This is a genomic window from Streptococcus agalactiae, from assembly GCF_949788565.1.
Taxonomy (GTDB): Bacteria; Bacillota; Bacilli; order Lactobacillales; family Streptococcaceae; genus Streptococcus; species Streptococcus agalactiae.
Genome location: NZ_OX460931.1, coordinates 40383 through 67150, shown reverse-complemented (window position 1 = coordinate 67150; position 26768 = coordinate 40383). Strand labels below are relative to the sequence as shown.

Annotated in this window: 25 protein-coding genes; 1 reads left to right on the top strand and 24 read right to left on the bottom strand. The window is 38.3% G+C overall.

The window, feature by feature from the left end; all coding sequences use genetic code 11:
• Positions 1–59: 59 nt before the first annotated feature.
• The 8 genes from ruvB to purD form a co-directional block, all read right to left on the bottom strand.
• Complete coding sequence (gene ruvB / locus QOR44_RS00420) at positions 60–1058, bottom strand: Holliday junction branch migration DNA helicase RuvB (RefSeq protein WP_000196633.1); 999 nt, start codon at positions 1056–1058, stop codon at positions 60–62.
• 296 nt (positions 1059–1354) lie between these two features.
• On the bottom strand, positions 1355–2266 hold the full coding sequence (locus tag QOR44_RS00415; protein WP_000912100.1) for a helix-turn-helix domain-containing protein: 912 nt from the start codon (positions 2264–2266) through the stop codon (positions 1355–1357).
• A gap of 152 nt (positions 2267–2418) precedes the next feature.
• Complete coding sequence (purB, locus tag QOR44_RS00410; RefSeq protein ID WP_000572893.1) at positions 2419–3717, bottom strand: adenylosuccinate lyase; 1299 nt, start codon at positions 3715–3717, stop codon at positions 2419–2421.
• 17 nt (positions 3718–3734) lie between these two features.
• Entirely contained in the window at positions 3735–4580 is an 846-nt protein-coding gene (locus QOR44_RS00405) for a hypothetical protein (protein WP_000613836.1), read from the bottom strand.
• A 131-nt stretch (positions 4581–4711) separates the two neighbouring features.
• On the bottom strand, positions 4712–5956 hold the full coding sequence (locus tag QOR44_RS00400; protein WP_000522367.1) for an SNIPE associated domain-containing protein: 1245 nt from the start codon (positions 5954–5956) through the stop codon (positions 4712–4714).
• Between the two features lie 9 nt (positions 5957–5965).
• The gene (purK, locus tag QOR44_RS00395) at positions 5966–7039 is read right to left on the bottom strand and encodes a 5-(carboxyamino)imidazole ribonucleotide synthase (protein WP_001084000.1); all 1074 of its coding nucleotides are present in this window, start codon (positions 7037–7039) and stop codon (positions 5966–5968) included.
• Positions 7026–7514 (bottom strand): 5-(carboxyamino)imidazole ribonucleotide mutase, encoded by a 489-nt coding sequence (gene purE / locus QOR44_RS00390; protein WP_001182534.1) that lies wholly within the window; start codon positions 7512–7514, stop codon positions 7026–7028. The genes purK and purE overlap by 14 nt, the downstream gene beginning before the upstream one ends.
• A 574-nt stretch (positions 7515–8088) precedes the next feature.
• Positions 8089–9351: a phosphoribosylamine--glycine ligase gene (gene purD / locus QOR44_RS00385; protein ID WP_017647259.1), complete on the bottom strand. Its 1263-nt coding sequence runs from the start codon at positions 9349–9351 to the stop codon at positions 8089–8091.
• A 282-nt stretch (positions 9352–9633) separates the two neighbouring features.
• Between purD and QOR44_RS00380 the strand changes: the two genes are divergently transcribed.
• Positions 9634–10437, top strand: coding sequence for a MurR/RpiR family transcriptional regulator (locus QOR44_RS00380; RefSeq protein WP_000158188.1), 804 nt, complete (start codon positions 9634–9636; stop codon positions 10435–10437).
• Between the two features lie 22 nt (positions 10438–10459).
• Here QOR44_RS00380 and QOR44_RS00375 read toward each other — a convergent pair whose 3' ends face one another.
• From QOR44_RS00375 to purF, 16 genes are all read right to left on the bottom strand, one after another.
• The gene (locus tag QOR44_RS00375) at positions 10460–11437 is read right to left on the bottom strand and encodes an alpha/beta fold hydrolase (RefSeq protein WP_141444622.1); all 978 of its coding nucleotides are present in this window, start codon (positions 11435–11437) and stop codon (positions 10460–10462) included.
• Positions 11438–11444: 7 nt separating this feature from the next.
• Positions 11445–12326, bottom strand: a complete 882-nt coding sequence (locus tag QOR44_RS00370; protein ID WP_000198860.1) for an ROK family protein — start codon at positions 12324–12326, stop codon at positions 11445–11447.
• A gap of 16 nt (positions 12327–12342) precedes the next feature.
• The gene (locus tag QOR44_RS00365) at positions 12343–13260 is read right to left on the bottom strand and encodes a dihydrodipicolinate synthase family protein (RefSeq protein WP_000654090.1); all 918 of its coding nucleotides are present in this window, start codon (positions 13258–13260) and stop codon (positions 12343–12345) included.
• Positions 13257–13919 carry a YesL family protein gene (locus QOR44_RS00360; RefSeq protein ID WP_000710136.1) on the bottom strand — a complete coding sequence of 221 codons (663 nt, stop codon included), beginning with the start codon at positions 13917–13919 and terminating at the stop codon, positions 13257–13259. The genes QOR44_RS00365 and QOR44_RS00360 overlap by 4 nt, the downstream gene beginning before the upstream one ends.
• Positions 13920–13938: 19 nt before the next feature.
• Positions 13939–14382, bottom strand: a complete 444-nt coding sequence (locus QOR44_RS00355) for a NanQ anomerase/TabA/YiaL family protein (protein ID WP_000638663.1) — start codon at positions 14380–14382, stop codon at positions 13939–13941.
• Positions 14383–14394: 12 nt separating this feature from the next.
• On the bottom strand, positions 14395–15225 hold the full coding sequence (locus QOR44_RS00350; RefSeq protein WP_000730582.1) for a carbohydrate ABC transporter permease: 831 nt from the start codon (positions 15223–15225) through the stop codon (positions 14395–14397).
• A 9-nt stretch (positions 15226–15234) separates the two neighbouring features.
• Positions 15235–16122 (bottom strand): carbohydrate ABC transporter permease, encoded by an 888-nt coding sequence (locus QOR44_RS00345; RefSeq protein WP_001260031.1) that lies wholly within the window; start codon positions 16120–16122, stop codon positions 15235–15237.
• Between the two features lie 87 nt (positions 16123–16209).
• Positions 16210–17526, bottom strand: coding sequence for an ABC transporter substrate-binding protein (locus QOR44_RS00340; RefSeq protein WP_000023462.1), 1317 nt, complete (start codon positions 17524–17526; stop codon positions 16210–16212).
• Between the two features lie 46 nt (positions 17527–17572).
• The gene (locus QOR44_RS00335) at positions 17573–18271 is read right to left on the bottom strand and encodes an N-acetylmannosamine-6-phosphate 2-epimerase (protein ID WP_001120327.1); all 699 of its coding nucleotides are present in this window, start codon (positions 18269–18271) and stop codon (positions 17573–17575) included.
• Between the two features lie 246 nt (positions 18272–18517).
• Entirely contained in the window at positions 18518–19822 is a 1305-nt protein-coding gene (gene sip / locus QOR44_RS00330; protein WP_000783420.1) for a surface immunogenic protein Sip, read from the bottom strand.
• Between the two features lie 146 nt (positions 19823–19968).
• Positions 19969–20868 (bottom strand): lytic exoenzyme target recognition domain-containing protein, encoded by a 900-nt coding sequence (locus QOR44_RS00325; RefSeq protein WP_001045907.1) that lies wholly within the window; start codon positions 20866–20868, stop codon positions 19969–19971.
• A gap of 192 nt (positions 20869–21060) precedes the next feature.
• Entirely contained in the window at positions 21061–22608 is a 1548-nt protein-coding gene (gene purH, locus QOR44_RS00320) for a bifunctional phosphoribosylaminoimidazolecarboxamide formyltransferase/IMP cyclohydrolase (protein ID WP_000166556.1), read from the bottom strand.
• Positions 22609–22627: 19 nt separating this feature from the next.
• Positions 22628–23380, bottom strand: coding sequence for a GNAT family N-acetyltransferase (locus QOR44_RS00315; protein WP_000780018.1), 753 nt, complete (start codon positions 23378–23380; stop codon positions 22628–22630).
• Between the two features lie 22 nt (positions 23381–23402).
• Positions 23403–23951 (bottom strand): phosphoribosylglycinamide formyltransferase, encoded by a 549-nt coding sequence (purN, locus tag QOR44_RS00310; protein WP_000685110.1) that lies wholly within the window; start codon positions 23949–23951, stop codon positions 23403–23405.
• Positions 23952–24118: 167 nt separating this feature from the next.
• On the bottom strand, positions 24119–25141 hold the full coding sequence (gene purM / locus QOR44_RS00305) for a phosphoribosylformylglycinamidine cyclo-ligase (RefSeq protein ID WP_283572654.1): 1023 nt from the start codon (positions 25139–25141) through the stop codon (positions 24119–24121).
• Positions 25142–25168: 27 nt separating this feature from the next.
• Positions 25169–26623: an amidophosphoribosyltransferase gene (purF, locus tag QOR44_RS00300; RefSeq protein WP_000638885.1), complete on the bottom strand. Its 1455-nt coding sequence runs from the start codon at positions 26621–26623 to the stop codon at positions 25169–25171.
• Positions 26624–26768: the final 145 nt, after the last annotated feature.

The window sequence follows — 26768 nt, the reverse complement described above, 5'->3', positions numbered from 1 at the left end:
CATTGCATGAAAATTAAAAAATTAAGACTAGATACCCTAGCCTTAAAATGACTTATGTTTTATTTATCAAATCGCTGATAACCTAAATGTTCGTATGCCTTATCCGTAGCTACACGACCGGTACGGGTACGCATAATAAAACCTTTTTGAATTAAATAAGGTTCGTACATGTCTTCAACAGTATCTCGTTCTTCAGCAATATTAACGGATAGAGTTCCTAAACCAACAGGACCTCCATTATACATTTCAATCATGGTTCTTAAGATTTTTTGATCGACGTAATCAAGCCCCTCGTGATCAACATCTAACATCGTTAATGCTTTATCTGTAATATTGTCATCTATCAAACCATCTCCCATGATTTGAGCATAATCTCGAACACGTTTCAATAAACGGTTAGCGATACGTGGCGTTCCACGGCTGCGACGCGCTAATTCAGAAGCAGCTTCATAAGTAATTTTCATTTCAAAAATATCTGCTGTACGCTCAATAATTTCTGTCAAATCGTTTTCTTCATAATACTCCATATGCCCTGTAATACCAAAGCGAGCACGTAAGGGATTAGATAACATACCTGCACGTGTCGTTGCACCAATTAAGGTAAAGGGCGGCAAATCTAAATGAACACTTCTACTAGTTTCTCCTGCACCGATCATAATGTCAATATAAAAGTCTTCCATTGCACTATAAAGTACCTCTTCAACCGCCATCGGCATACGATGAATTTCATCAATAAAAAGAACATCACCTGGTTCTAAATCATTTAAAATGGCTACTAAATCCCCTGATTTTTCAATTGCGGGACCTGATGTTTGTTTGAGATTGACACCCAACTCATTAGCAATTACAAATGCCATGGTTGTTTTCCCTAAACCAGGAGGGCCAAATAATAACACATGATCCAATGACTCATCACGCAATTTAGCAGCTTCAATAAATATTTTTAGCTGATCTTTAACCTTATCTTGTCCAATGTACTCTCTTAAATACTGCGGACGAAGTGTACGTTCTACCAATTCTTCGTCACCCATTGCATCACTATCTAAAAATCTTGTCATGATATTATTATAACATTTGTATAGGAAAAGTTAAGAACTAAGTTGGTGTATTAGTATCTCCCTTATTTAAAGGAAGAATAAACTGATCTTATAGTTAATCCAACCTCAAAAAATCACAGAACAGCTTACTTAGCCCATATTCCACCAACCCATTCCTAAAAACAAATCAAATGAACCTAAATTTGATAATAGAACAAGTAATACTATTAAAAAACATTTTTTAATCACTATAATAAACTCCTAAATAATATTTTGTACGTTTATTATAAATTTTTAGACCTCAGAGTCACAGGACATCAATGTCCTGTTATATCTTCTTGCCACTCCAATTCTAATTTTTTAATTAGATGCTTGTCATCAATCATTTTTGAAAACATAATTGATTGTTGGTAAGCATTTTCTGCAGACTTTATATCATTGTCAATTGTAATGAAGTATTTCCATTGGTACATAAAATATAAAGGCATTTTATGAAAATCATGTGTTGACACCATCGTTTGTCGGCTAACTTCTAACATTTCTGCAAGACACTCTTCACTATTTAAACAAAGTCCAACAAATACACAATTCAGGAGTACATGATTAAACCAAAACAAATCTTCTGCTGTAAGTTTGTGGTTCTGACTTATCAAAGTTTTACATATAGTTTGAAATACTTCTTTAGTAAATGCTCTATTGTTAAATTTAGATACAACTGCACAAGTTAAAAACAAATCTATGATAATCAAATCATTAAGAGTATATTTTTCTTTATATTTTACTTTATCAAAGCATTCGCATAAAACCTCCACACCAAAATTAATGTCTCCTGTTTGATAGACTTCAAATTTAGCTTGTAAACTGTCAATTGCTAAGCACTCGTCTTCTGGAAGATTATCATAGAATTCTTCGAAAATATGATCAAACTGACATTCTCTTAATTTTAATCGTTCAGCATCTGCATAAGTTGGAATTCTTAAAATCAAATACTTCAACTCTTTATACCGTTTAGGTAATTCTAAGCTCTCTCCTCCTGTTAAAATATCCAATTTTACATTCAATTGTTTAGCTATGTAGTGAGCTTTAGTCAAGTTTGGAATTGACTGTCCACTTTCAATCCTAGCTAATTGTCTTACAGATAACTCAGTTTCATCACCACAAAAATCTTCGCGAGTAATATTTCTAGTTACTCTCAAATTTCTTACTTTACTACCAAAATGTTTTAACATTTTCCTTTAAAAACTAACTCCTAAATTTTTCTTCTTATTATATATTATCATAATAAACTCATTTTAAGTATGTTTTTTTAATATTAATTCCTTTTAAATCAATAAAAATTCCATTACTGGTTAAAAAAACGTTAACCAGTAATGGAATTTTCTTATTTTTCTAATCCTAGTCTTTCAAAAATATCATCAACACGTTTTGTGTAATAAATCGGATTAAATAGTTCATCAATTTCTTCCTGTGTAAGACAAGAGGTAACTTTGGTGTCTTCTTCTAAAAGTGGTTTGAAATCCACTTGATTGTCCCAGGAATAAGCTGTCTTAGGTTGAACTAAGTCATAAGCTTCTTCTCGTGTCATTCCTTTTTCAATCAATTTGAGCATAACACGTTGACTATAAATCAAACCAAAAGTTGATTCCATATTGCGCATCATATTTTCCGGGAAGACAGTCAAGTTCTTAACGATATTGCCAAAACGGTTGAGCATGTAGTCAATCAAGATCGTTGTGTCAGGTGTGATGATACGCTCAGCTGATGAGTGCGAAATGTCACGCTCGTGCCAAAGTGCCACGTTCTCATAAGCTGTCACCATGTGACCACGAATCACGCGCGCTAGCCCAGTCATGTTCTCTGAACCGATTGGGTTGCGTTTGTGAGGCATAGCAGAGCTACCTTTCTGACCTTTGGCAAAGAACTCTTCAACTTCACGTTGTTCTGATTTTTGCAGACCACGAATCTCTGTCGCCATACGTTCGATAGATGTTGCAATACTTGCAAGCACTGCAAAATATTCTGCGTGGAGATCACGTGGAAGAACCTGTGTTGAAATTTCTTGCGGACGGATGCCTAATTTGTCACAGACATATTCTTCCACAAAAGGTGGGATGTTGGCAAAGTTACCAACAGCACCTGAAATCTTACCAGCTTCCACTCCTGCGGCAGCATGTTCAAAACGCTCCTGATTACGCTTCATTTCAGAGTACCAAGTCGCCAACTTAAGACCGAAAGTCGTTGGCTCGGCATGAACACCGTGGGTACGACCCATCATGATGGTCATTTTATGTTCTCGAGCCTTATCAGCCACGATATTTGTGAAATTCTCAAGATCGCGACGAATAATGCCGTTAGCTTGCTTGTAGAGGTAACCGTAGGCAGTGTCCACCACGTCAGTCGACGTCAAACCGTAGTGCACCCACTTACGCTCCTCACCAAGCGTCTCAGAAACCGCACGCGTGAAAGCCACCACATCGTGACGCGTGTCCTGCTCAATCTCAAGAATGCGGTCAATATCAAAATCCGCCTTCTCGCGAATCTTAGCCACATCCTCCTTAGGAATCTCACCCAACTCAGCCCATGCCTCGTCAGCCAAAATCTCGACCTCCAACCAAGCACGGTATTTATTTTCCTCTGTCCAAATTGCCGCCATCTCAGGGCGTGAATAACGTTCGATCATTGTTTGTCTCCTTTAACTTATTTCATTAAAATACTAGAAATGACATTGCCTAACACCCCAGTTATGGTATTCTGAACATAATCATTTTTGAAGAAACTAGACATTTTATTGACAAAATTTTTCAATTTTCTTTCATCCTCTGCCTCACTAATTTCCAACAATTCTGAATATATCGCTTTATCCGCAGTAGATAGCTGAGTGTTAATAATTAAATTTAACTGCTCAACCATATCAGTCCATGGAATTTCCACACTTTTATGTATATCGGCATTATTAATATTAGAATCTTTTATGATAGTAGAACCATTTGATATATCCCCAGATAAACTAACTTGACTACCGTTATCAATATTTGTTCCAACTATATTACCACTACCTGAGACATCATTTCGACTAGATCCAGATTCATAATTATCGCCCTTTATATTTTGGTTTTTTATATCAATTTTTATATTTTGATTTTTGTTATTGAACGATTTTGTAATTACATCGAAAACTTTATCTCTAAAATTCGAATCTTTAAAATAAAGAAAATAGTCCCTGCTAGAGCCCAAGTTAAAAATAATATAATATTTTGAATTTAAATGTTGCTTATGCTTTTTATAAACTAGGTAAGCATAGCCTACCAAAAATATAAGTCCTATAAAAGGAGGAATCAGTCCTATAATAAATAATACAAATAAAATCACATAATCTAGCAACGTTATTGGAGATGAAAAATTACTTCTACTTACCATTGAGATAGACGTTATCTGAATACTGCTATTTTTTACTATTATTGCATTATCTTTGATTGCTAATGTATCTGTCTCTAATGTATTAGAATCTTCTCTACTTACACTTTTTAGAATATCTTGAATCAATTCTTATTTCTCCTTTTATTTTTTGAAATTAATTTTTGGAATGAAAGATGCCTACAAATAAGTCACAATTATCTTTTCAACAAAGCTACAACTATATTCTGTTATATACAAATACAGTCTTTTCTATATAATTATTTTGTCATCAGACTTTGTCTATATTCAAATGCTTCTGCTTTTTCAGTCAACTCGATAGCAAGTTCTTTATGCTCCTCTAACACTGCTTTGATGTCAGAAAATGGGACTTTAAAATACTCTTTTCGCCCATTAACTTTATTAATTTTATTTTTTTCAAATCTGTTATGTAACTCTTTTTCTAATGAAAAAGCTTCCTCACTAAAAATTAAGGCATGTACATCAAATTGAAATGGAACAGATGCACTCCCTAATTCGCGAATACGTTCCATAGGATCTAGACGCCTTGTAACACCAATCTTGTAAACATCTTCTCCAAATGCACCAATATTTGAAATGATATAAACATATCCAGCAGTTGCATGCCCTTCTCGATAATCAATATCTTCTTCTAACTCATCTAGTTCTGATAATTTATCTTGGTATTCTGCTAATTGAAGATTTAATTTTTCCTTTTCTTCCTCATTAGCTGTTTTAAGTAATTCTTCAACGTTATCTAACATCTGTTTAAAGTGTTTTCTATCTTTTTCAATTTGTTTTCTCTTAGCAGCTAATTCTGCTTGAAGTTTCTTATCTTCTCTTTCCTTCGCACGTTGTTCACGAAGAAGTTCTTTTTCTTCTAATTTCTGAAGTTCATATTCTACTGCTAATTGTAACTCTGAAATTTTTAGCTCAAGATAGTCATTAGATAGACATACCAAATTTCTTGAATACATCTTATTAAGCTGATTAAATGATTTAACAACTGCATCTACTTTTTTACTTAGATTAGTAGCCGTTACCTTTACCAGGTGAGCATCAACTTCTCCATTAAAACCTCTTATCATCGCTTTAATAAGTTGATTTTGCATTGCTCGTCCTTTTGATTTACTGTTATCCAGCAACATAGGTCTTACAATAACACCCGCTTTTTTATCTTTTACTAACTGTTTCTGCCTCTTTCTCAGAGTTTCCAATTCTTCTTTATACTTAGTACTATCTGAGAACTTATATTTTCTCTCAAAAAATCCGTACTCTTGAAGATCTAAATCATCATTAAGAACTATTACCTCTTTTTGTAAAGCTTTAAGTTCTGATTGGCGTTTCTTAAGTTCATCATCAAGTTTTAAAATATCTTTAGCAACCTTTATCTGCCTTGTTAAATCATCCAAAATAGATTGTTTATCTTTTAACTTACTTTCTAAACTACTGATTTTAGCTTCCAAAGCCTCATCTTTAGGCTTTCCGAATCCAAATAGACCCATTTATTCCCCCTAAAACTCCTCCACTTTATCCGCATCTTCCTTCAACACCGTCACATGTCCCATTTTGCGGTTATGTTTCGCTTCTAGTTTACCATACATGTGGAGGTGGGCGCTAGGGTTTTCGGCAACATAGTCAATTGCCTGCTGGACGTGTTGTCCTAGGACGTTAAGCATGACGGCTGGGGCGTGGAGCTGAATCTGAGGAAGTGGTGCGCCCAGTACACCCAAGATATGGGTGTCAAACTGTGAAAAGTTGCAGGCTTCGATAGAGTAGTGCCCTGAGTTGTGGGGGCGTGGGGCGATTTCATTGACGATGATGTCATCTGCGGTCGCAAACATTTCCACACAGAGGGTCCCTGATAGTTGGAGTTTCTTGGCAATCTGTACCGCCATTCCCTTAGCCTTGTCAGCTAGTTGGTCTGAGATGCGAGCTGGTACGATGGTTTTTGACAGGATATTGTTACGGTGGATATTTTCCTGAACGGGAAAGACCGTCACATCCTGTCCATTTCCAGACACGATGACTGAGATTTCAAGGTCAAAGTTGACAAACTCTTCCAAGACACACTCAGCTGAGTTGGCTAATTGCTGCGCCTCTGGCAGGTCTTCTGCTGAGCGGATAACCTTTTGCCCATGACCGTCATAACCACCTGTCGCTGTCTTGAGGACATAGGTCTTGGTCAAGTCAAGCCCCTCTAGGTCAAGGCTAGACGTCACCACCTTATAGGGAGCGACAGTCACACCAGCCTTATTTGCCAGAAAGTCTTTTTCAAAGATACGGTTTTGAGAAATGCGGAGCAGATCAGTCCCTTGCGGTAGCTGACCAACTGACACAACGGCATCCAGACCATCAGCATCGACATTCTCAAACTCATAAGTCAAAACATCGCAACGCGCAGCTAATTGTCCCAAAGCCTCAACATCATCGTAAGGCGCTACAATCACCTCGCTAACGCGGGAGGCAGGGCAGTCGCTAGCAGGATCCAGCGTGATGACCTTGTGGCCCATGTAGATAGCCGCAATCGCCATCATCTGCCCCAGCTGACCACCACCGATAATCCCAATGGTCTTAAATGAGTTCATTGCTTGACTCCTCTGCGATTTTTCCTTGTTCCTCATGGAAATGAGCTAGCGCATCAGCCAGATTTTGGTCCTCAATAGAGAGGATACGGAGGGCTGTCAGGGCAGCGTTAGTCGCTCCAGCTTCTCCGATAGCCATGGTTGCCACAGGCACACCACCAGGCATCTGCACAATGGAATAGAGCGAATCCAAACCTGAAAGGGCACGTGATTTGACAGGCACACCGATAACAGGCAGGGTTGTTTTAGCTGCTACCATACCAGGCAAGTGAGCTGCCCCACCTGCACCAGCGATAATGATTTTAATGCCCCGACCACGCGCCTCCTCAGCATGCTTGAACATGAGGTCTGGCGTACGGTGGGCAGAGACGACTTTCTTCTCGTAAGTAATGCCAAAGTTATCCAGAACTTCAGCCGTTTTTTGCATGGTTACCCAGTCGGATTTGGAGCCCATGATAATAGAAATAATTGGTTGCATAATTTCTCCTTTTTCAAACCTACCTTATGCTGTGAGGTCGTCATGAGCTTTCTTTCGTGTGTTGCTACGTTTTTCCACTCGTCTTTCTCTTTCTAGAAAGCCGAGGAAAAGACTAGTACTCCATCTTAGAAATCTCTTTGACAAAGTTTGTAGCCCAAAAGGTCTACAAACTTCCCTAAAATACCACAGCGGCGGTAGGTTTGGTTTCACAGCGACCTAAGGTCGCTGATTGCTAACGCTTTTTATTAAACTTGTTTGTGTTTTCTTTGTGTGCTTTTATTGAGCAGTAGTGTGGGACGAAAGCAAGCTAAATTCTATAAGACCTCCCATCACGGTAGAAATCACTCGAACAAGGCGACTTTGTCGCCATAGGAGCTGTCGCCTTTAGTTTGAAAGCGACAGCCACACTTTCAGCCTCCGCAGTGGTAAGAGTCATAACAGCATAGCTGTTATGACAAGGCAAATTTAAAGACCCTAGGCTTTAAATTTAGCCATGAAACCGAAGGTTTGCTGGCGTGCCGACCACATAAGGAGGGGGGGAACAAAAAAGAAAATAATTTACTAACAAGTCTTATTACTTAATAGCTTTGCTTCCGATGTCATTTCGGTAGAAGAGGCCTGTGGTGTCTTGTTGGGCAAGTTGGGTATAGATTTTGTCCTGCCCTGCTTTGACGCTGTCTTCTGTGGTGACGAGCATATAGACACGTCCACCGTTTGAGAGAAGTAGCTCGCTATTTTCCGCAAACTTAGCTCCTGCGTAGTAGGTGATGATGTCGCCGTCGGTCTTCTCAGGCAGTGGCACTCCTTTCTCGTGATCGAGCGGATAGCCTTCTGAGGCAACGACAACGCCAAGAGTCACGCCGTCCTTCTGCCAAGTGATGTAAGGCTCGATGCCCATCATGATGTCGTCAATATTCTGAGCGAAATCAGAAGTCAGGCGAGGGAGGATAATCTGAGTTTCAGGGTCACCGAAACGTGAGTTGAACTCGATAACCTTAGGGCCATCAGCTGTCAGGATAAGCCCCGCATAGAGGACACCTAGATAAGGACGCCCTTCAGCAATCATGCCCTCAAGGACAGGCTTAATGATGGTCTCAACCGCTGTATCCACCACGCTCTGAGGCAGATGAGGAACAGGCGCATAGGCACCCATACCGCCAGTGTTTGGTCCCTTGTCTCCGTCAAAAGCACGCTTGTGATCCTGAGCTGTCGGCATAATGTAGAACTTATCGCCATTAGCGAAGGCAAAGAGGGAGAACTCTTCACCATCCAAGAACTCCTCGATAACCACGCGCGCTCCTGAGTCGCCAAACTTGTTGTCTAGAAGCATCTCTTGCGCCGCCTCTACCGCCTGCTCAACGGTTTCAGCCACGACCACACCCTTACCTAGCGCCAAGCCATCAGCCTTGACCACGATTGGTGCGCCCTGCTCTTCGATGTAGGCTTTAGCTTTTTCAAAATCTGAAAATGTGCCATAGGCTGCTGTTGGAACATTGTATTTGACCATGATTTCCTTGGCAAAGTCTTTTGACCACTCTAGCTCCGCTGCTGCCTTGGTTGGACCAAAAGCTCTGAACCCAGCACTGTTGAAATCATCAACGATACCAGCTGCTAGCGCATCATCAGGACCAATAAAGGTCCAAGCAATCTCATTCTCCTTAACAAAGTCAATCAGTCTAGAATGTTCGGAAATTTCGATATTTACCAAGTCTAGACCATCCAAGGTCATACCATCATTACCAGGTGCCACAAAAACCTGATCTACATCCTTAGACGCTAACAACTTCTTAGCAATCGCATGCTCACGACCACCAGAACCAACAACAAGCAATTTCATATCAGAATAACTCCTATTAAATAATATAAAAAGAAATTTGCAACAAAAACGTATTATTTATAAAATTATAACACATTTGTTCGCTTTTAAGTTTTTTTATTACATCTTTTTTGAAAAATTAATAACATAATATATACTTCACATATATTATGTTATTAATCCTTCATATTGCTATTTAAAACTTATCATTGCTGTTTCTTAGAACTTAGTTTGGTCCCTCACTAACTTTATGTTATACTGAATATATTAAGCGCTTTCTTAAAGAGGAGAGGACCGTGTATTATGACTATTTATGACCAAATTGAGTCTGCTCTTGATTTAATGACTGATTTAGAACGTGAAATTGCTTGTTATTTTATGGGGCAGCCCATTTCAAAAGACGCTCTTGCTTCTACCATTGTCACTAAGCAACTACACATTTCACAAGCAGCCTTAACGCGTTTTGCTAAAAAATGTGGGTTTAAAGGCTATCGTGAATTTGTTTTTGAATATTTAAAAAGCCATGAGACCATCAGTCAACAATTATACGGTCTTCAAAATGACAACACTAAGAAAGTATTTATGAATTATCAAGAGATGGTTTCTAAATCCGCTGATATTATTGATGAAGAACAGCTTCTAGAAGTATCACATATGATTGAGCAAGCTGATCGTGTTTATTTTTATGGCAAAGGGAGCTCATCGCTAGTAGCTAAAGAATTTAAAATACGCCTTATGAGGCTGGGAGTGATTTGTGAGGCTCTGGATGATACAGATAGTTTCTCATGGACTAATAGTATTGTTAATGATAGATGCCTCGTCATTGCCTTCTCACTTTCTGGGAACACCAACTCTGTTATTGGTGCCTTAAAAATCGCAAGTTGTCACGGAGCTAAAACCGTTCTATTTACAAAACAACCTCACACAATTGACTATGCTTTTGACAAGATTATTCAGGTGGCCTCTGCTAGGCATTTAGACTACGGCAATAGAATTTCGCCTCAGATCCCAATGTTAATCATGGTAGATATTATCTATGCACAATTTTTAGATATTAATAAAATAGAAAAAGAGCGAATTTTTAGAGAAACCATTATTCAACGCTAAATGAAAATCGAGTAGAAATAATCTACTCGATTTTTTGCTTTGTAAATTGACTTCCTGTCAGTTGATCAAAAATATAGTCTTTTACTTGTACTGTCATTGGATCATGTCCATAGTCTGGTAATAAAAGATGCTTTTTAGTTGATGTCAGACGATTAAAAATGGCAAATTGAGTTGATGGAGGACAAATATCATCTTTCAAGGCTGTTAGTAAAACAACGGGGCAAGAAATCCTATGTGCAAAATTTTTAACATCAATATAAGCCAAAGTTTTTAACACATTATTTTCTGTTTTATGAAAAGGATCACTATATTTAAAATAGCGGAAGAGTTCGTCATAAGGCTCACTGACATTCCCTAAATCTAATACTCGTCTAAAGTCTGACAAAAATGGGTAAACAGCAACGGTCTTGACGATTTTGGGATTAAGAGCTGCAGCTATTAAAGCAAGTGCTCCACCTTGAGACCAGCCATAACTATAAAGTTGATTACTATCAACACTCTCTAATGTAGCAATGATATCAATCAATTGGAAAACATCAAGATAAATGTCTTTATAAAAAAGATGATTTGGTCCTGAGATCATTCCTCGCGCAATTTGGCCCTTAACTGTAATGCCATCAAAATGCCCCTTGTCTTGAGACTGTCCAGCTTGACCTCGAACATCCATTGAAACAACGCCGTAACCTGCTGCTACATAATTAAGTTGGTCACTCCAGTCAGGACTTTGGTTTTGGTAGCCATGAAAATAAAAAACTACAGGATAGGGTTTATTTGTTTTAGGGAATAAACATTTGGCATAGACAATAGAGTCATTGCTGCCTTTAAAATGAAGATCATAAGCTTGTGCAAAAGTAATATTGAAATCTTTTTTGTCTAGACGATACTCAATATTCCCTTGATATTTCATTGTTTGTTTTTTCCAGAAGTCATCAAAATCCTCGGGAATTTGGTCTTGACCTAGGTATTCTCTCATGTCATCTAGCGACATTGTTTCAGTCATATACCCGTCACCCCCTGTTTTTAAAATGGTAGTAAGCTCCTAGCATACCAGCTTGGTTTTCGTGTTGTGCAAAGACTATTGCTGTTTTTTCAGCAAGGCTTGTCACAAGATTTCGTTTCAAAGATTCACTAAGTTTATCTTGTAAATAATCTTTTTGAGCCATGATTCCACCACCTAAAACAACTTTTTCAGGATTTACCACATAAACCATATTAGCGATTCCTTGACCAAGGTAGTTTATCATACGGTCTATACTTGCAATACATTTCTCATTGCCTTCTTTAGCCTCCTGAAAAATACGACGTCCATCCCATCGGTTAATTTCATCTCCATGCGCTTTGGCAACATCAGCAATCAGTGCAGTTGTAGAGGCTAAATCTTGAAAATCACCATCTGAAAGGTGCATATAGCCAACTTCACAAGCAGAATTACTAAAGCCATGAAAAACTGTTTTATCAATAATCAGACAACCACCAATACCTGTTCCAATAGTAAGACAAAGCGCTATTGAACTATCTTTGGCACTACCTGAGACAGCTTCAGCTAATCCTGCACAATTAACATCATTTTCAATTTCTGTGCGTACTTGATAAGTGTCTTCTAAAACTTTCTTAAATTGTGTCCCAGCATAGTTTGGAATTTGAGGACCAGAGTAAAATATACATCCTTCATCTGGATCTACCATGCCAGCAGATGAGATAGCAATTCCATCAATGCTCCCTTCTGCTAGATAGGTATCGATAATTTGACAAACTTTTTGTAAAATGTCTGGACCACCTTTGTAGGCTTCTGTGGCAAGCTCACTTGCCTCAACAATACAACCTAAATTATCCACAATGCCATGCTTAATCATTGTACCGCCAATATCAATTGCTACTGTTCTGGTCATAATTATCTACCTCACTTTAACAAAACTGTTTTTTAGCATGTCTAATCATTTCTGCTGCCTCTTTAATAATAGGTTTATCTTCTTCTGTTACAGATGCTAAAGGTAACCGAACGGAACCTATAGTTAGTTGCTCATTGATTTCCAATACAGCTTTGATCACAGCATACATATTACCATGACCTGAACAAAGCTTTGTGATAATATCGTTAATTGTAAATTGAAGTTCACACGCTTTTTCTAAATCTTTATCAACAATTAACTGATTTAAAGTCAAGTATAATTCTGGCATTACGCCATAGGTACCACCAATACCTGCAGCTGCTCCCATGAGACGACCACCCAAAAATTGTTCATCTGGACCATTAAAAACAATATGATTTTCTCCTCCAATAGCCACAAAATTCTGAATGTCTTGAACTGGCATGGAAGAATTTTTAACACCAATTACTTGCGGATTTTGTAACATTTTTCGATATAAATCCGATGTCAAAGCAACCCCTGCTAATTGAGGAATATTGTAAATAATAAAATCAGTTTTTGGTGCTGCTTGACTAATAGTATTCCAATAATCTGCTATGGCATACTCTGGTAATCGAAAATAAATTGGTGGAATTGCTGCAATAGCATCAACACCCATAGCTTCAGCATGCATAGCCAACTCTACGCTATTCTTAGTATTATTACATGCCACATGCGCTATTACTGTTAGTTTATCCTTAGCAACGGACATAACATTTTCCAGTACAAGTTTACGATCTGCTACACTTTGGTAAATACATTCTCCTGATGAACCATTAACATAAAGTCCTTGAACACCTTTATCAATAAAATAATTGGTCAGGGCTTTTACTCGTTCGGGACAAATATCACCCTTATCATCATAGCAAGCATAAAATGCAGGAATAATTCCTTGATATTTTTGTAAATCTTTCATTGATAATCTCCTTGTTGTTTGCTGAAATAGGCAAATTGTTTTTGTAAAATAATAATTTTAAAGTAAGCAAAGGCGGTATAAGCAAAAATAAATATAGCTGACACTGTAAGCATAAATAAGAGACTAGACTGCACCATAATAAACCAAGTCATGATTAATAAAAACATCAATACACCAGTCCATTTCAAGTTTAAACATGCCATTATAAAGCTCTTTTTCACGGTATCTAAAAGAGACATTTCGTAGCGGGCAGCCATAGGAAATAGGTATATGCTCGTCATCACAATCAATAATAAAAAGGCGTAACAAGTTATCTTCAAGAAAGACACAATGAAACCTATTTGATAATGAAGAATTGTTAAATCAAATATGATCACAACCAAAATACTTAGTTCAACCAAACCTAAAAGCATACCTTGGAACCACTCTTTTTTTAGGTGTTTTATATACAATATTAAAAGATTTGTCTGATTACCTTCTAATTTTTGCCACAACGTTCGATACAAACTAATTTTAGCAGCACCAATAGTTACCAATGGTAGGCAAGTTATCATAAAAAGAAGGTTTAGTAATGCTAGATCAAAAACAACATTGCAACCTTGCATAAAGGGGTTGTTAACATCAAAAATCGCTGCTATTAATTGATTTGCTTTTTTCACAATATACTCCCTGTATTTCTTACGCCATTAACACTTTCAATACCCCTTTTTTGACATAATTACCTAGACTTCCCATACCATTTGGCTGATGAGCTTCTTCTGGGAAAAAGAAGGCTATATAATTATCTCTCAAATCAAAAGAAGTCTCTTCTGAGCACTTGACAAATCCTATATCGCCTAAGTATTCCTCTACCTCTACCTTATCACCTTTTCCCAATTTGATAACTTCATGTCCTTCAATGACATAATGTATATCAAGGTATTTTTTATGGTATTCAAAAATATGATCAAATGACTCACTAAGTTGATTTGATTGGACCATGAGTATCACTTCTGGGCTAATATGATAGGTGCCTACATCTAAATTCCTTAAATCATGACTTAGTAGATAATCAATCGCTAAATCTAAATTAGGATTAATATCTTTATAATGCGTTAAATTCAATAAATGATCGTAAATCATAATAAATCCTACCTATCCTTTAACAGCTCCCATTGTAATCCCCTGAGTAAAGGATTTTTGGAAAACTAAGAATACTGTCACAATAGGAACAGCAGCTAAGGCTGCACCTGCCATAATTAAGCCATAGTTTGTTGCCATTTCAGCCTGCATAGTAGCTACCCCAAGAGAAATGGTCAGATTATTTCTAGAAGTTAGCATAACTAATTGCATAAAATAGTCATTCCAAGTATTGATAAATGTGAAAATAGCTAGGGCAGCAAATCCAGGTTTGACAATTGGAAATGCTACATTAATAAATGTTCGAATCTCTCCACAACCATCAATTTTAGCTGATTCCAGTAATTCTGTTGGAATATTTTCAGAAAACTGTTTCATCAAGAAGACCCCAAAAGGCCAACCAACAAGAGGTAAAATAACCGCCCATAAGGTATCATGTATCCCCATAAAATTGATAATTCTAACTAATGGCACTAAAACAACTTGTTTAGGTAAAGCCATAGCAGCAATAAAAAGGGAGAACAATATTTTTTGACCGTAAAATCGTTTCTTAGCTAAAACATAGCCTGCCATTGACGATGTACAGCAAACTAGGAACATTGTCATAATTGAGATAAAGACACTATTCCAAAGCCATCTCAAAGCTGGGTTTTGTACAGTTAAAGCTTTAAAATTTTCTAAGGTCGGTGCTTTGGGCCACCATTGTGGGGGGATGATAATAGTATCAGGTTGAGATTTAAAAGCTCCTGTCATAATCCAATAAAATGGAAAGATAAAAAGCACTGTCAAAAGACAAAGGATAAGAGCCGTTAAAAAGTTATAAGCACTGAATGTTTTCTTTTTCATGTTTTCCTCCTAATATTCCACATCATTTCCTAAGATCTTAAATTGAGCAAAACTTATTAAAGCAATCATTACTGCTAGGAATACTCCCATAGTATTAGCATAGCCATATTCTGACAGTTTAAAGGCTTTTTCATAAAGATAATACATCAAAGTGCTTGTTGAATAATTTGGTCCACCAGATGTTAGGAGCTGGATTAAGGCAAAACATTGAAATGAATTAATTGTTGTTATAACTGCAATATAGAGTGTAGTTGGTAAGAGACTCGGCCATTTAATTTGCCAAAAAACTTGCATTTCATTGGCTCCATCAACACGCGCAGCTTCGCAAAGAGAATTGTCAATATTTCCCATCGCCGCAATATATAGAATAATAGGTTGACCAACTGAGGTCGTTAGCAAAATAATAATAATAGCAAGTAATGCCCAGTGCTTATCACCAAGCCAGCTAATATTCTGTTCAATGACATGACCTGATTTCAAAATGTAATTTAAAATTCCGGACATAGGGTCATAAATCCATTTCCAAACAACTGTGACTGCAACACTACCAGTTACTACTGGCAAGAAGAAGACACAACGGTAGAAAGAGCGTGAAAAAACATTTTTTTCATAAGTATTTGCAGCAACAAAAAGTGAGAAGAAAACCACTACTGGCACAGAGCCAATCACAATGATTACTGTATTTATCAAGGATTTCACGAAAATAGAATCATGAAACATACGATTGTAATTAGCTAGCCCAATAAAAGTGAACTGTGTCATAGAATAATTAAAAAAACTAGTGACAAAGCCCATAACCATCGGTGCAAAAACAAAAATTAAGAAAAATAAGAGAATAGGCGCTAGAAAAGCATAAGCTATCATCGTTTCCCTCATCTTTAACTTATTAGTACGCATACGGTACTCTCCTTTACATCTTAACTTGACTAAAAACTCCCCTTCTATCCCAATATGTGATTGACCATAGAAAAGGAGTCTCCTTAATTATTTAGCTGCTTTTTTAATGGTATCATTTGCTTTTTGAGTAAAGTCTTTCAAAGCATCTGCTGGTTTTTCATCACCATTGGATACAGATTGAACCATTGGGAACCATAAGGTTCTCATTTCAGAAAATCCATCGATAGTGTTGTAATATGGTGAATAATATTGAGTCCATTTTGAAATCTTCATCATACGTTTATCACCTTTATAAAGATCCCCAAATGATGTTCTAACTGGGAAAGCACCTGTACGTATAACATCTTTTGGTCCCCATTTTTTATCGTCAGCAATAAAAGTGATAAATTTCTTAGAGGCTTTTACTTTGTTTTCATCTTTATTATTAAAGACCGCAAAACCATTAACAAGGTATTCTAAATCTGGTTTTCCATCTTCTGATGGGAATGGCACTTCAAGGTAATCCACTTTACTTGACTCTAATAATTTTGCTTGAGTTTTTGGTTGAGCTGGAGCCCATAGGATAGTGAAAGCAGTTTGTCCATTGGCAAAGTTTTGAATGTCAGCTGAGCCATCATACTGAGACCCATTCATCAAGTAGCCTTTCTTAATCCATTCAACTATTTTTTTCATTGATTTTACAGAATTTTTAGTGTCAGTGGTATATTTTGTTACTTCTTTATCTGTTATTGGAGCACTATAAAGATTAGCAAAAAATGCACGTGGTCCTTGATCTCCTCCTTGCCCGTTTGCAAAGAATGAACCTGGTGTATAGCCTTTATTTTTTAGTGCTTTTAGTACTTTTTCAAAATCACTAGTAGTCCAACCTTCTTTTACAAGTTTCAAAACTCCTGCATCTTTAAGCATTTTTTTATTGAACGCCATATAAAATGGGGCAGAACTTATTGGATACATGTAGGCTTTATCGCCAGACTTAGAAGCTTGAATGATGTTCTTATTATTGACATCCTTAATAAATTGGTCTGTAAATAAATCGTTCAAATCTGCTAATTTACCATTTTTACCATATTGAATAATTCGCCCTGGTGCATCAAAAAGCACATCAGGTGCTGTCCCTGCTTCAATTGCTGTAGTGATTTTTTCAGGTCCAGATGTGAAATCAATTGTCTCTAGTTTTACTTTTATATTAGGATTTTTCTTTTCAAAAGCCTTGATGACTTTTTTCTCATAAGTACCTACTCCATCCTTAGCCTTTTCTTGAGTAAAAGTTGGAAAAGCCCACCACGTAATTTCGACTTTATCCTTCTCGGCAGCCATAACAGATTGACTACTGTCTACACAAGCAAACATTGATAATGCTGCAGCTCCGAGGCAAAAACCAATCACACTTTTTTTGATACTCATAACTATTCCCCTTTTTTATTTTGATTTTGATTTTTGAGTAACACTTTTAACTAAGTCCTGAGATGAAACGCTCCGCTATTTCTTTTGGTCTAGTGATAGCACCACCAACTACAATTCCTGCAACACCTATATGATTAATTTCATTAGCCTGCTTAGGAGTATGAATTTTACCTTCCGCAATCACATCTATACCGGCTTGACAAAGCTTATTAAGGAGTTCTATATCCGGTCCTTCTTCTTGGCGGCTGTAATCTGTGTATCCCGATAGAGTTGTACCCACAAAATCAACTCCTGCTTCAAAAGCATTTTTGCCTTCTTCAAAAGTACTTATATCAGCCATTAGCAACTGTTCAGGATATTTCCTTTTTATCTTTTGAATAAACTCAGCTACACTCAAACCATCATGACGCTCTCTAAGTGTACAATCTAAGGCTATTACTGCAATATCTAAACTAGCTAATTGATCCACCTCTGTCATCGTAGCAGTGATAAATGGTTCTTGTGGAGGATATTCACGTTTAATAATGCCGATGATAGGTAAATTAGTAACCTCTTGAATTTCCTTAATGTCGCGGACACTATTGGCTCTTATACCAACCGCTCCTGCTTCTTGAGCTGCCAAAGCTAAAAGAGGCATAACACCTCCACTTTCAGTATAAAGAGGCTCCCCAGGCAAAGCTTGACATGACACAATAATGCCATTTTTTATTTGCTTTTTAAAAGCTTCTTTACTTAGATGTGGCATATTCTCACTTCCTTATCTTTTTTAATTTTAGATATCTACAAACCTTATTATATCTATTTTTAAAGCGTTTTCAATAATCTTTACGGACTTAGATTTTAGTTTTAACGTTTTGATTTAGTCACGGTTAACGTGAAAGTAGTTTCAGACTTATAGCTTAATCTCCTCAATTTAATAAAAATTAGATAAGAACCTTGAAAGTCTATTCAAGGCATATAAAAAAGAAGCCAAATAGCTTCCTTTTTTATATTATTTGTTAAATGATACGTGAACGTGGTCATAGTGGTTGGCAGTAACGCCACCACGATCTGGCATTGCATTCCAAGTATTAGCAGGTCCATAAATACTATTTGTATTTGAGTAAAACTTTTGTTGCCAGATAACATATGAAATGTTATTTGCCGCCATATTTTGTGTAGAGTACTGTGCAACTTCATTACCAAGTGCTCGATTGGTACCTACAATAAAGTCAACTGCTAAACCTTTACCATGATCACCTGGATCACCCGCACGGTATGTACTGAATTCATTAACTCCATAAGTTGACGCTACTTTTTCTTTATAAGCCGCAACATGAGGTTGTAGCCCTGCATTTTCAGGATGTGCAGCTACTGCATTTGTTGTTGAAACTGGTTGTGCTACCGGTGTTGCTGTTGGAGCTTTTTGTGCTACCGGAACGCTCTTAACTTCAGTCGCTTGTAACTTACTGTCTGTAGCTGTTGAAGTCGTAGTCACAGGAACTGCTGGAGCTGATACATGCTCTGGTGATGCACCAGTTTCTACTTTAGGAGTGACTACTTTAGCACTTGCCACTCTAGGGGCTGCTACAGTTCTTACCGGTGATACTTTAGCTACTGGAGCTGGTGTTTCAGCAGCAACAGAAGCTGGTGATACTGTTGTTGACTGACTGACTGACGTCTGAGTTGGTTTAACTTCCTCTTTAGCTGCTGGAACTTCTGAAGTAATCGACTTCACAGGAGCTGGTGATACCTGTTCATTGGCTGCTGCTTGACTAACAGCTTGCTCTTGTGCTAATACTTCTTTTGATTTCAAAGCTGGCGCAGAAGAATATGTCTTCATTGGCGAAACAATCGTTGTTGCTGCTTCTGGTGTCATACCTTCCGAAATTGTATTGAGAGAAACTTTTTGGTCTGCAACAGAAACTTGATTGGTTTTCAAATCCACAGTAGCTGTTGTTTGACCAGCAGCATTTGTTGCTGGTGTTTCTATTTTCATTGAAGTGGCAGTATGACTCTTCTGATCGTAAGTTACTGTCAGTGTTGTCTCAGGATAAATAAGATTGATATCTGCAATGTTATTAATTTTTGCTAAGACATTCATATCAATTGACATTGCTTCTGAAATAACGCTTAGTGTATCACCATATTTCACAGTATATGATGATTTATTGTCTTGCTTTACCAAATCAGCCTTTACCTCTGAAACAGTACGTGCTGTCCACGTCGTATCTGTTTCTTGTGCTTGAACACTTGCGACTGATAATAGCGAAGCTGCCATTGTCGATGTCAATAGTACCTTTTTATTCATTTTCATTGCTTCAATTCCTATTTCCTTTTTATTAGTCCGAGACTATAATATCACACTTTACTGGACTATAAAATTATTTTCAGACGGTTTAAAGAAATTGTACTTAGTTAGTAACAAAACTGTCATTTAAAACAATGAATCAATACCTCAAACTATTTGTAAAGCAGTTCTTGACTGTTGTCAACGCGAAGCCAAACTGAACTACCATTAGCAAAGCGTGTTTTAGCCCAAGTTAAACCAGCTGTTCCTTGGATGGGTTTTTCTACAGTCTTAATAGTTTTAGGATTAAAGATAAAGTAACCACCTTTTTGAAGAACCTGGTCAGCTGTCAAATTACCATTAGCATCAACCTCATCAATTTCTGATGCTGGTATACCATTATCGTTCCAATCAAACCCAGTCGGCGTTAGGGTGTTATTTTTGACTAACCAAACACCATTAACCTTTTGTAATTCATCTACTCGATACACTTTTAATTTACTAGATTGATTCTGTACAGGAGCTGATTGTAATGGCTTAATGCTTGGAGCTGATGCTTGCGTTTTTCCACTAAAGGTCGCAACATTAGCAATTAGTGACGTTGGATTGATACGTCCATGGAAACCATTTTGAAAATTAGGGTTAGCTGGTAAAAATTCAAAATGAAGGTGAGGTCCCGTCGCCATACCAGTTGCTCCTACGTAACCGATGATATCTCCTTGTTTGACTTTTTCCCCAGTCCTAGCCACCACACGTGACATATGAGCGTAACCACTATGCATTCCATCCGCATGTTGAATCATGACACAATTTCCTGCTAAGTCTGTCATCCAAGAAAAGTTGGCTCCAGCTCCTGCAAATTTCACAGTACCATCTGCCACTGCCCTAATAATCGTTCCAGTCGGAACAGCATAATCCACCCCACAATGTCCAGGATAACCATTGAAACCTGTTGTAATTCTACCATTATCAATTGGACGGACATAAGTATCCGCTAAAACTCGGGAACCCGCAGATAAAACCATACCACCTAAAACAACTAAGGAACTTGCCTTAACTAACCATTTATTCAAGAAAAACCTCCAAATAGAATTAATATAATGAAGTGCTCAAACACTTGCAATTAACTTATTCGAAAATTTAAATCAAAATATCAAAAAAAGTACTCACCTTGATGAGTACTTAGGAGGTTTAATAAAAAGAAAAGTTTTTAGGATATACGTAGTATACCTGAGTTAACTTAAGAAAACCTAAACTACTATTTTTTAATGTCTAAAATGTCTCACGCCTGTGAAGATCATGGTCAAGCCATGTTTGTTTGCGGCGTCAATAGATTCTTGGTCACGAACTGAACCACCTGGTTGGATGATTGCTTTGATCCCTGCGGCAGCGATTTCTTCAATGTTGTCCGCAAATGGGAAGAAGGCATCTGATGCTAGAACGGCACCGTCAAGGTGGTCCTTAGCCTGCTCGATAGCAATCTTAACTGAGCCGACACGGTTGGTTTGACCTGCACCGAGTCCAAGCGTCATGTGATCGTTAGTAATAATAATCCCGTTAGATTTAACATACTTGATAGCCTTCCAGGCAAACTCAAGGGCAGTCGCCTCTTCTTCTGTTGGCTGGCGGTCTGTCACCACTTGCCAGTCAGATGGATTTTCAGCCACAACGTCTTGGTTTTGCACCAAAAGTCCACCAACTACGCCAGTGTACTCAGCTTCCACTTCGCTGGCAGCTTGGGCATCAAACGGCAACTCAAGGATACGCAAGTTTTTCTTTTTATTTGTGAGAATAGCTAGCGCTTCTTCTGAGTATGATGGTGCGATGATGATTTCCAAGAAGATAGGGTGCATCTTCCCAGCTGTCGCTGCGTCAACTTCACGGTTAAGGACAACAATTCCACCAAAGATTGAAACTGGGTCAGCTTCATAAGCGTAATCCCAAGCTGTCTCAATATCATCAGCCTGTCCGATACCACATGGGTTCATGTGTTTGAGGGCAACAACCGTTGGACTGTCTTTGAAATCGCGGATAATACGGATTGCTGCATCAGCATCACGGATATTATTGAAGGACAATTCTTTTCCATTGAGCTGTTTAGCTGAAGCGATTGAGTAGTCTGTTGGCAAGGCTTTTTGGTAGAAATCAGCGTCTTGTTGTGGATTTTCTCCGTAACGCATAGCCTGTTTAAGGTCGTAAGTGATGGTCAATTTTTCAGGCTTAGCCTCTCCCACTTGAGCTGTGAAGTACTCAGCAATCAAAGCGTCGTAGGCTGCCGTATGACGGAAGACCTTAGCTGCCAAGCGTTGACGAGTTTCAAATGTCGTCTGACCAGCGTCAGCCAATTCTCCCAAAACAGTCGCATAGTCCGCTGGGTCAACCACAACGGTTACGCTAGCGTGGTTTTTAGCAGCTGAGCGAAGCATTGATGGACCGCCGATGTCGATATTTTCCACCGCCAAATCGTAGGTCACGTCTGGGCGAAGGATGGTCTCCTTGAAGGGATAGAGGTTGACAACCACGAGGTCAATCAACTCAATATTGTTGTCCTTAGCAGCCTGAAGGTGGCTGTCAGCATCACGACGAGCCAGAAGCCCACCGTGAATGTTTGGGTGGAGGGTCTTAACACGACCGTCCATCATTTCTGGGAATCCAGTCACATCGTCGATGGCAATGGTCTCAACACCAGCATCATCAAGGGAAACCTTAGTCCCACCAGTTGAGATAATATCCCAACCCAAGTTTTTTAATTCTTTTGCAAAGTCAACAATTCCTGACTTATCAGAAACTGAGATTAAAGCACGTTTAGTCATGAGTTCTCCTTTTCTTACTTCAATCTATTTCATAGGCTATGTATTCATGAGAAAATTCATAACCGAGTTTTTCAGCTAAATTCAATGAAGTCCTTGTATGAGCATCCCAGCTAGGATAAATTCCCTTATCTAAACAAGTTAGTATCAACTGAGCTGCAACTATTGTTGCTAAACCACGCCGACGAAAATCTGGATGCGTATCTACTTCTATCTCGATCCCATTTTTATAGGTTGAATAAGATGAAGCTCCTGCAATGATATTCCCCTGATAATATATAACATAACCTATACCTTGTTTTTTATAGTACTGATAAGTAGCGTAATTTGCTACTAAATCCTGTGACCATTCCTTTTCTAAGCAAGAGTTGTAAACTTTCTCATCAATAGCACATAATTCAAAACCATTTGGCAACTGAGTAACAAACTTCTCTAACCTACTTCGCTCAAACAAAGTATCTTTTTTCGTCGCATAACGCTTAAAAGAATGAGCATTCTGACCATAAGTTGATTCAATCAAATCGGACCATCCTTTATGCTGAGGAACAAGGATAATATCCTCCCCAGAGCAAAATTCTAGTAGAAATAAAGTAGGCTGACCTGCTAGAAAACCAAAAGATGATTTCCTTCCCAATTTTGCCAAAGAAGATTTTGGTTGGTCTAAACTATCTACAAAAACTTCTCCCATAATACCTTGGACACACGACCAGATTATGGTCTCGTCCCAATCACCAAAAATAGACTCTACTATCTCTAAATTTTTCACTAGTTTCATTAGCTTATTATAACAAATTTTACTATTTTCTCTTTATGCCCAAGCTATCTAAGACAGCTGGGTAGAGTTGGTATTCGGTTTCGTGGATGCGGGTTTCAAAGCTTTCTAGACTATCATCTGCTAGGCGTGGCACGCGCACTTGTTGGATGACCTGACCGGTATCCACACCAGAGTCCACCCAATGGATGGTCACACCAGACTGGTCAACACCTGCCTCCCAAGCATCCTTGATACCGTGAGCACCTGGAAATTCAGGCAGATAGGTTGGGTGAATATTGATGATACGCCCTTCATAGGCTGAGAGCAAGGTTTCTCCGACAATCTTCATGTAGCCCGCCAGACAGACCAAGTCAATCTCGTGTTTGTCCAACAAATCAACGACGGCTTGCTCGTAAGCCGCCTTATTCTCAAACTCTTTGAGTTCAAAAGCGAAGCTTGGAATGGCTAAGTTCTGAGCACGCTCTAAAACATAGGCATCACGATGATCTGAAAAGACAAAACTAACTGGAAACTGCTCTGCTATGACCTGAAAGTTGGAACCATTAGCAGAAGCAAAAACAGCGATTTTCATATTCGATACAAAGGGATGATTCGGCTTGCCGAAAAATTTCGTAGAAAAATAGGAAAACGAACAACGACGCTTGCGTCTAAGTCGTTTTATCTTTTTTCCTAGAAATTTAATCCCGTGTTCAGTTAGGCAAACTAACTAAACACTCCTTTCCTATAAAATTTAGTGACTTATTTAATCACCACACTAGCATCAGCCTTCTTGATGATACGACCAATTTCATAAACTGGTTCGTCCAAGAGCTCTTTGACGCGGTTAACATTTTCAGGACTAACAGCTAGCATAAGACCGACACCCATATTGAAGATTTCAAACATTTCTTCGTGCTTGATGTCACCGTATTTTTCAAGCGCCTTGAAAATCGGAAGTACTGGCACCTTATCCTCATCGATTTCCGCAGCCAAATCATCCGCAAACATACGAGGAACATTCTCGATAAAACCACCACCTGTGATGTGGGCGATACCGTTGATCAGTTCTTCCTTGATCAATGGCAGAGCTGCTTTAACATAGATACGAGTTGGCTCAAGAAGAACATCCTTGAGTTGTTTGCCTTCAAGCTCTGGAAGCACCTCATCACCAGTGTAGTCAGCAAAGACACGACGCACCAATGAATAACCATTTGAGTGGATACCACTTGAAGCCAGTCCAAGAAGAATATCTCCTTCTTTTACTTTTGAACCGTCGATGATTTGAGATTTTTCAGCCACACCAACAGCAAAGCCAGCAAGGTCATAATCATCTTCGCCATACATCCCAGGCATTTCAGCGGTCTCACCTCCAATGAGTGCTGCTCCTGCTTGAACACAACCTTCTGCAACGCCAGCGACAACCTGTTCCAATTTGGCAGGTTCGTTTTTACCAGTCGCTACATAGTCAAGGAAGTAAAGGGGTTCAGCACCTGCTGCAATAATATCGTTGACACACATGGCAACACAGTCTTGGCCAATGGTGTCATGCTGTTGATATTTAATCGCAAGCATGGATTTTGTGCCAACACCGTCTGTCCCTGAGACCAAAACAGGCTCTCTAACTCCTGTTTTACTCAAGTCAAACATCCCACCAAAGCCACCTAGAGCTCCCATGACTCCCGCACGTTCTGTACGAGCAACGTGTTTTTTTATTCTTTCAACCACTTCATAACCAGCTTCAACATCAACACCAGATTTTGCATAAGCATTTTTTTCAGACATGTTTTCTCCTTATATAATTAGCAGAGCTTATTTCACTTTTTGAATATAAAAACTTGTTTTTTCTTCTAAACTTCTGAGGTATTCTTCTTCATAATCATAAAGCGGTGTTGGATAATGTCCATCAAAGTAAGCTACGCATAAACCACCATTTGGTGCTTTTGTTTCGAGTCCAATTGATTCAATCAACCCATCTAGTGAGAGATAGGTCAGACTATCTGCGCCAATAATATCACACACTTCGTCAACAGCGTGATTTGCTGAAATTAATTCTCGTCTTGTTTGAATATCAATACCATAAAAACAAGGGTACTTTAATTCTGGACTAGCTATAGCAACATGTACTTCACTAGCTCCTGCTTCTCTTAATAATCCGACAATCCTTCTAGAAGTCGTTCCTCTTACAATTGAATCATCAATCATAACAACGCGCTTTCCTTTGACAACACCAGATACCGCTGATAGTTTCATTCGAACACCTTGTTCCCTTAATTCTTGTGTCGGTTGAATAAAGGTTCGCTGCGTATACTGATTTTTTACAAGACCCATCTCATTTGGTAGTCCGGATTCTTCAGCAAAGCCCATAGCAGCCGATAAGGACGAATTTGGGACACCAATTACAATATCAGCATCCTGTTTAAATTCTTGTGCAAGACGCTTTCCCATATTTTTTCGAGCCGTATGAACATTAACACCATGTATAGTTGAATCCGGCCTTGCAAAATAGACATATTCCATCGAACAAATTGCCAGTTGCGTTTCATCAGTATAACGATCACATTGAATACCACTATCGTCTATAAGGATAACTTCGCCAGGTTCAACATCTCTAACCCATTTTGCGCCTACCACCTCAAAAGCACAGGTCTCACTGGAAATAACCCAAGCACCATTTTGCATTTGTCCAATTGACAAAGGACGAAAGGCATTAGGGTCAAGAGCAGCAATTAATTTATCTTCTGTCATCAGTAGATAGGCGAAGCCTCCCTTTACAGTGCTTAAAGCTTCTTTTACCTTCCCCATAAAACTTGGGTTATGGCTTCGACGAATCAAGTGCATCAAAATTTCAGTATCTGAGGAGGCATTGAAAATTGCACCTTGCTTTTCTAATTCTTTCCTTAAAGAAATAGCATTTGTCAAATTACCATTATGGCATAAAGCAAATTGCCCGTCATGAAATTTATAAAGAAAAGGCTGAATATTGCGAATATCTGCAGAACCTGCAGTAGCATACCGAACATGTCCAATAGCCGCATTCCCAGTTAAATTATCTAATTCAAATTGATTCTTAAAAACTTCAGAAAGGAGCCCAACATTTCGATAACCATAGAGTTTCCCATTATCATTCGAAACAATACCAGCACCTTCTTGACCGCGATGTTGAAGGCTATGAAGCCCAAAGTAAGTGACTTGAGCTGCCTGAGGATGCCCCCAGATACCAAATACTCCACATTCTTCGTTGAGAGATTTTACTTCGTATATCATTATTTTTTCCTAAATTATTTTTGCAAAAACTTCTTTATCGGTCACTAAGAACGGGATAAGTAACTTATCATTATCGTTCTTTTGGCTAACTCGATATTTATCGCTGTAACCAGAGTTTTTCTTCAGGCAAATTGATAGCTTAAAA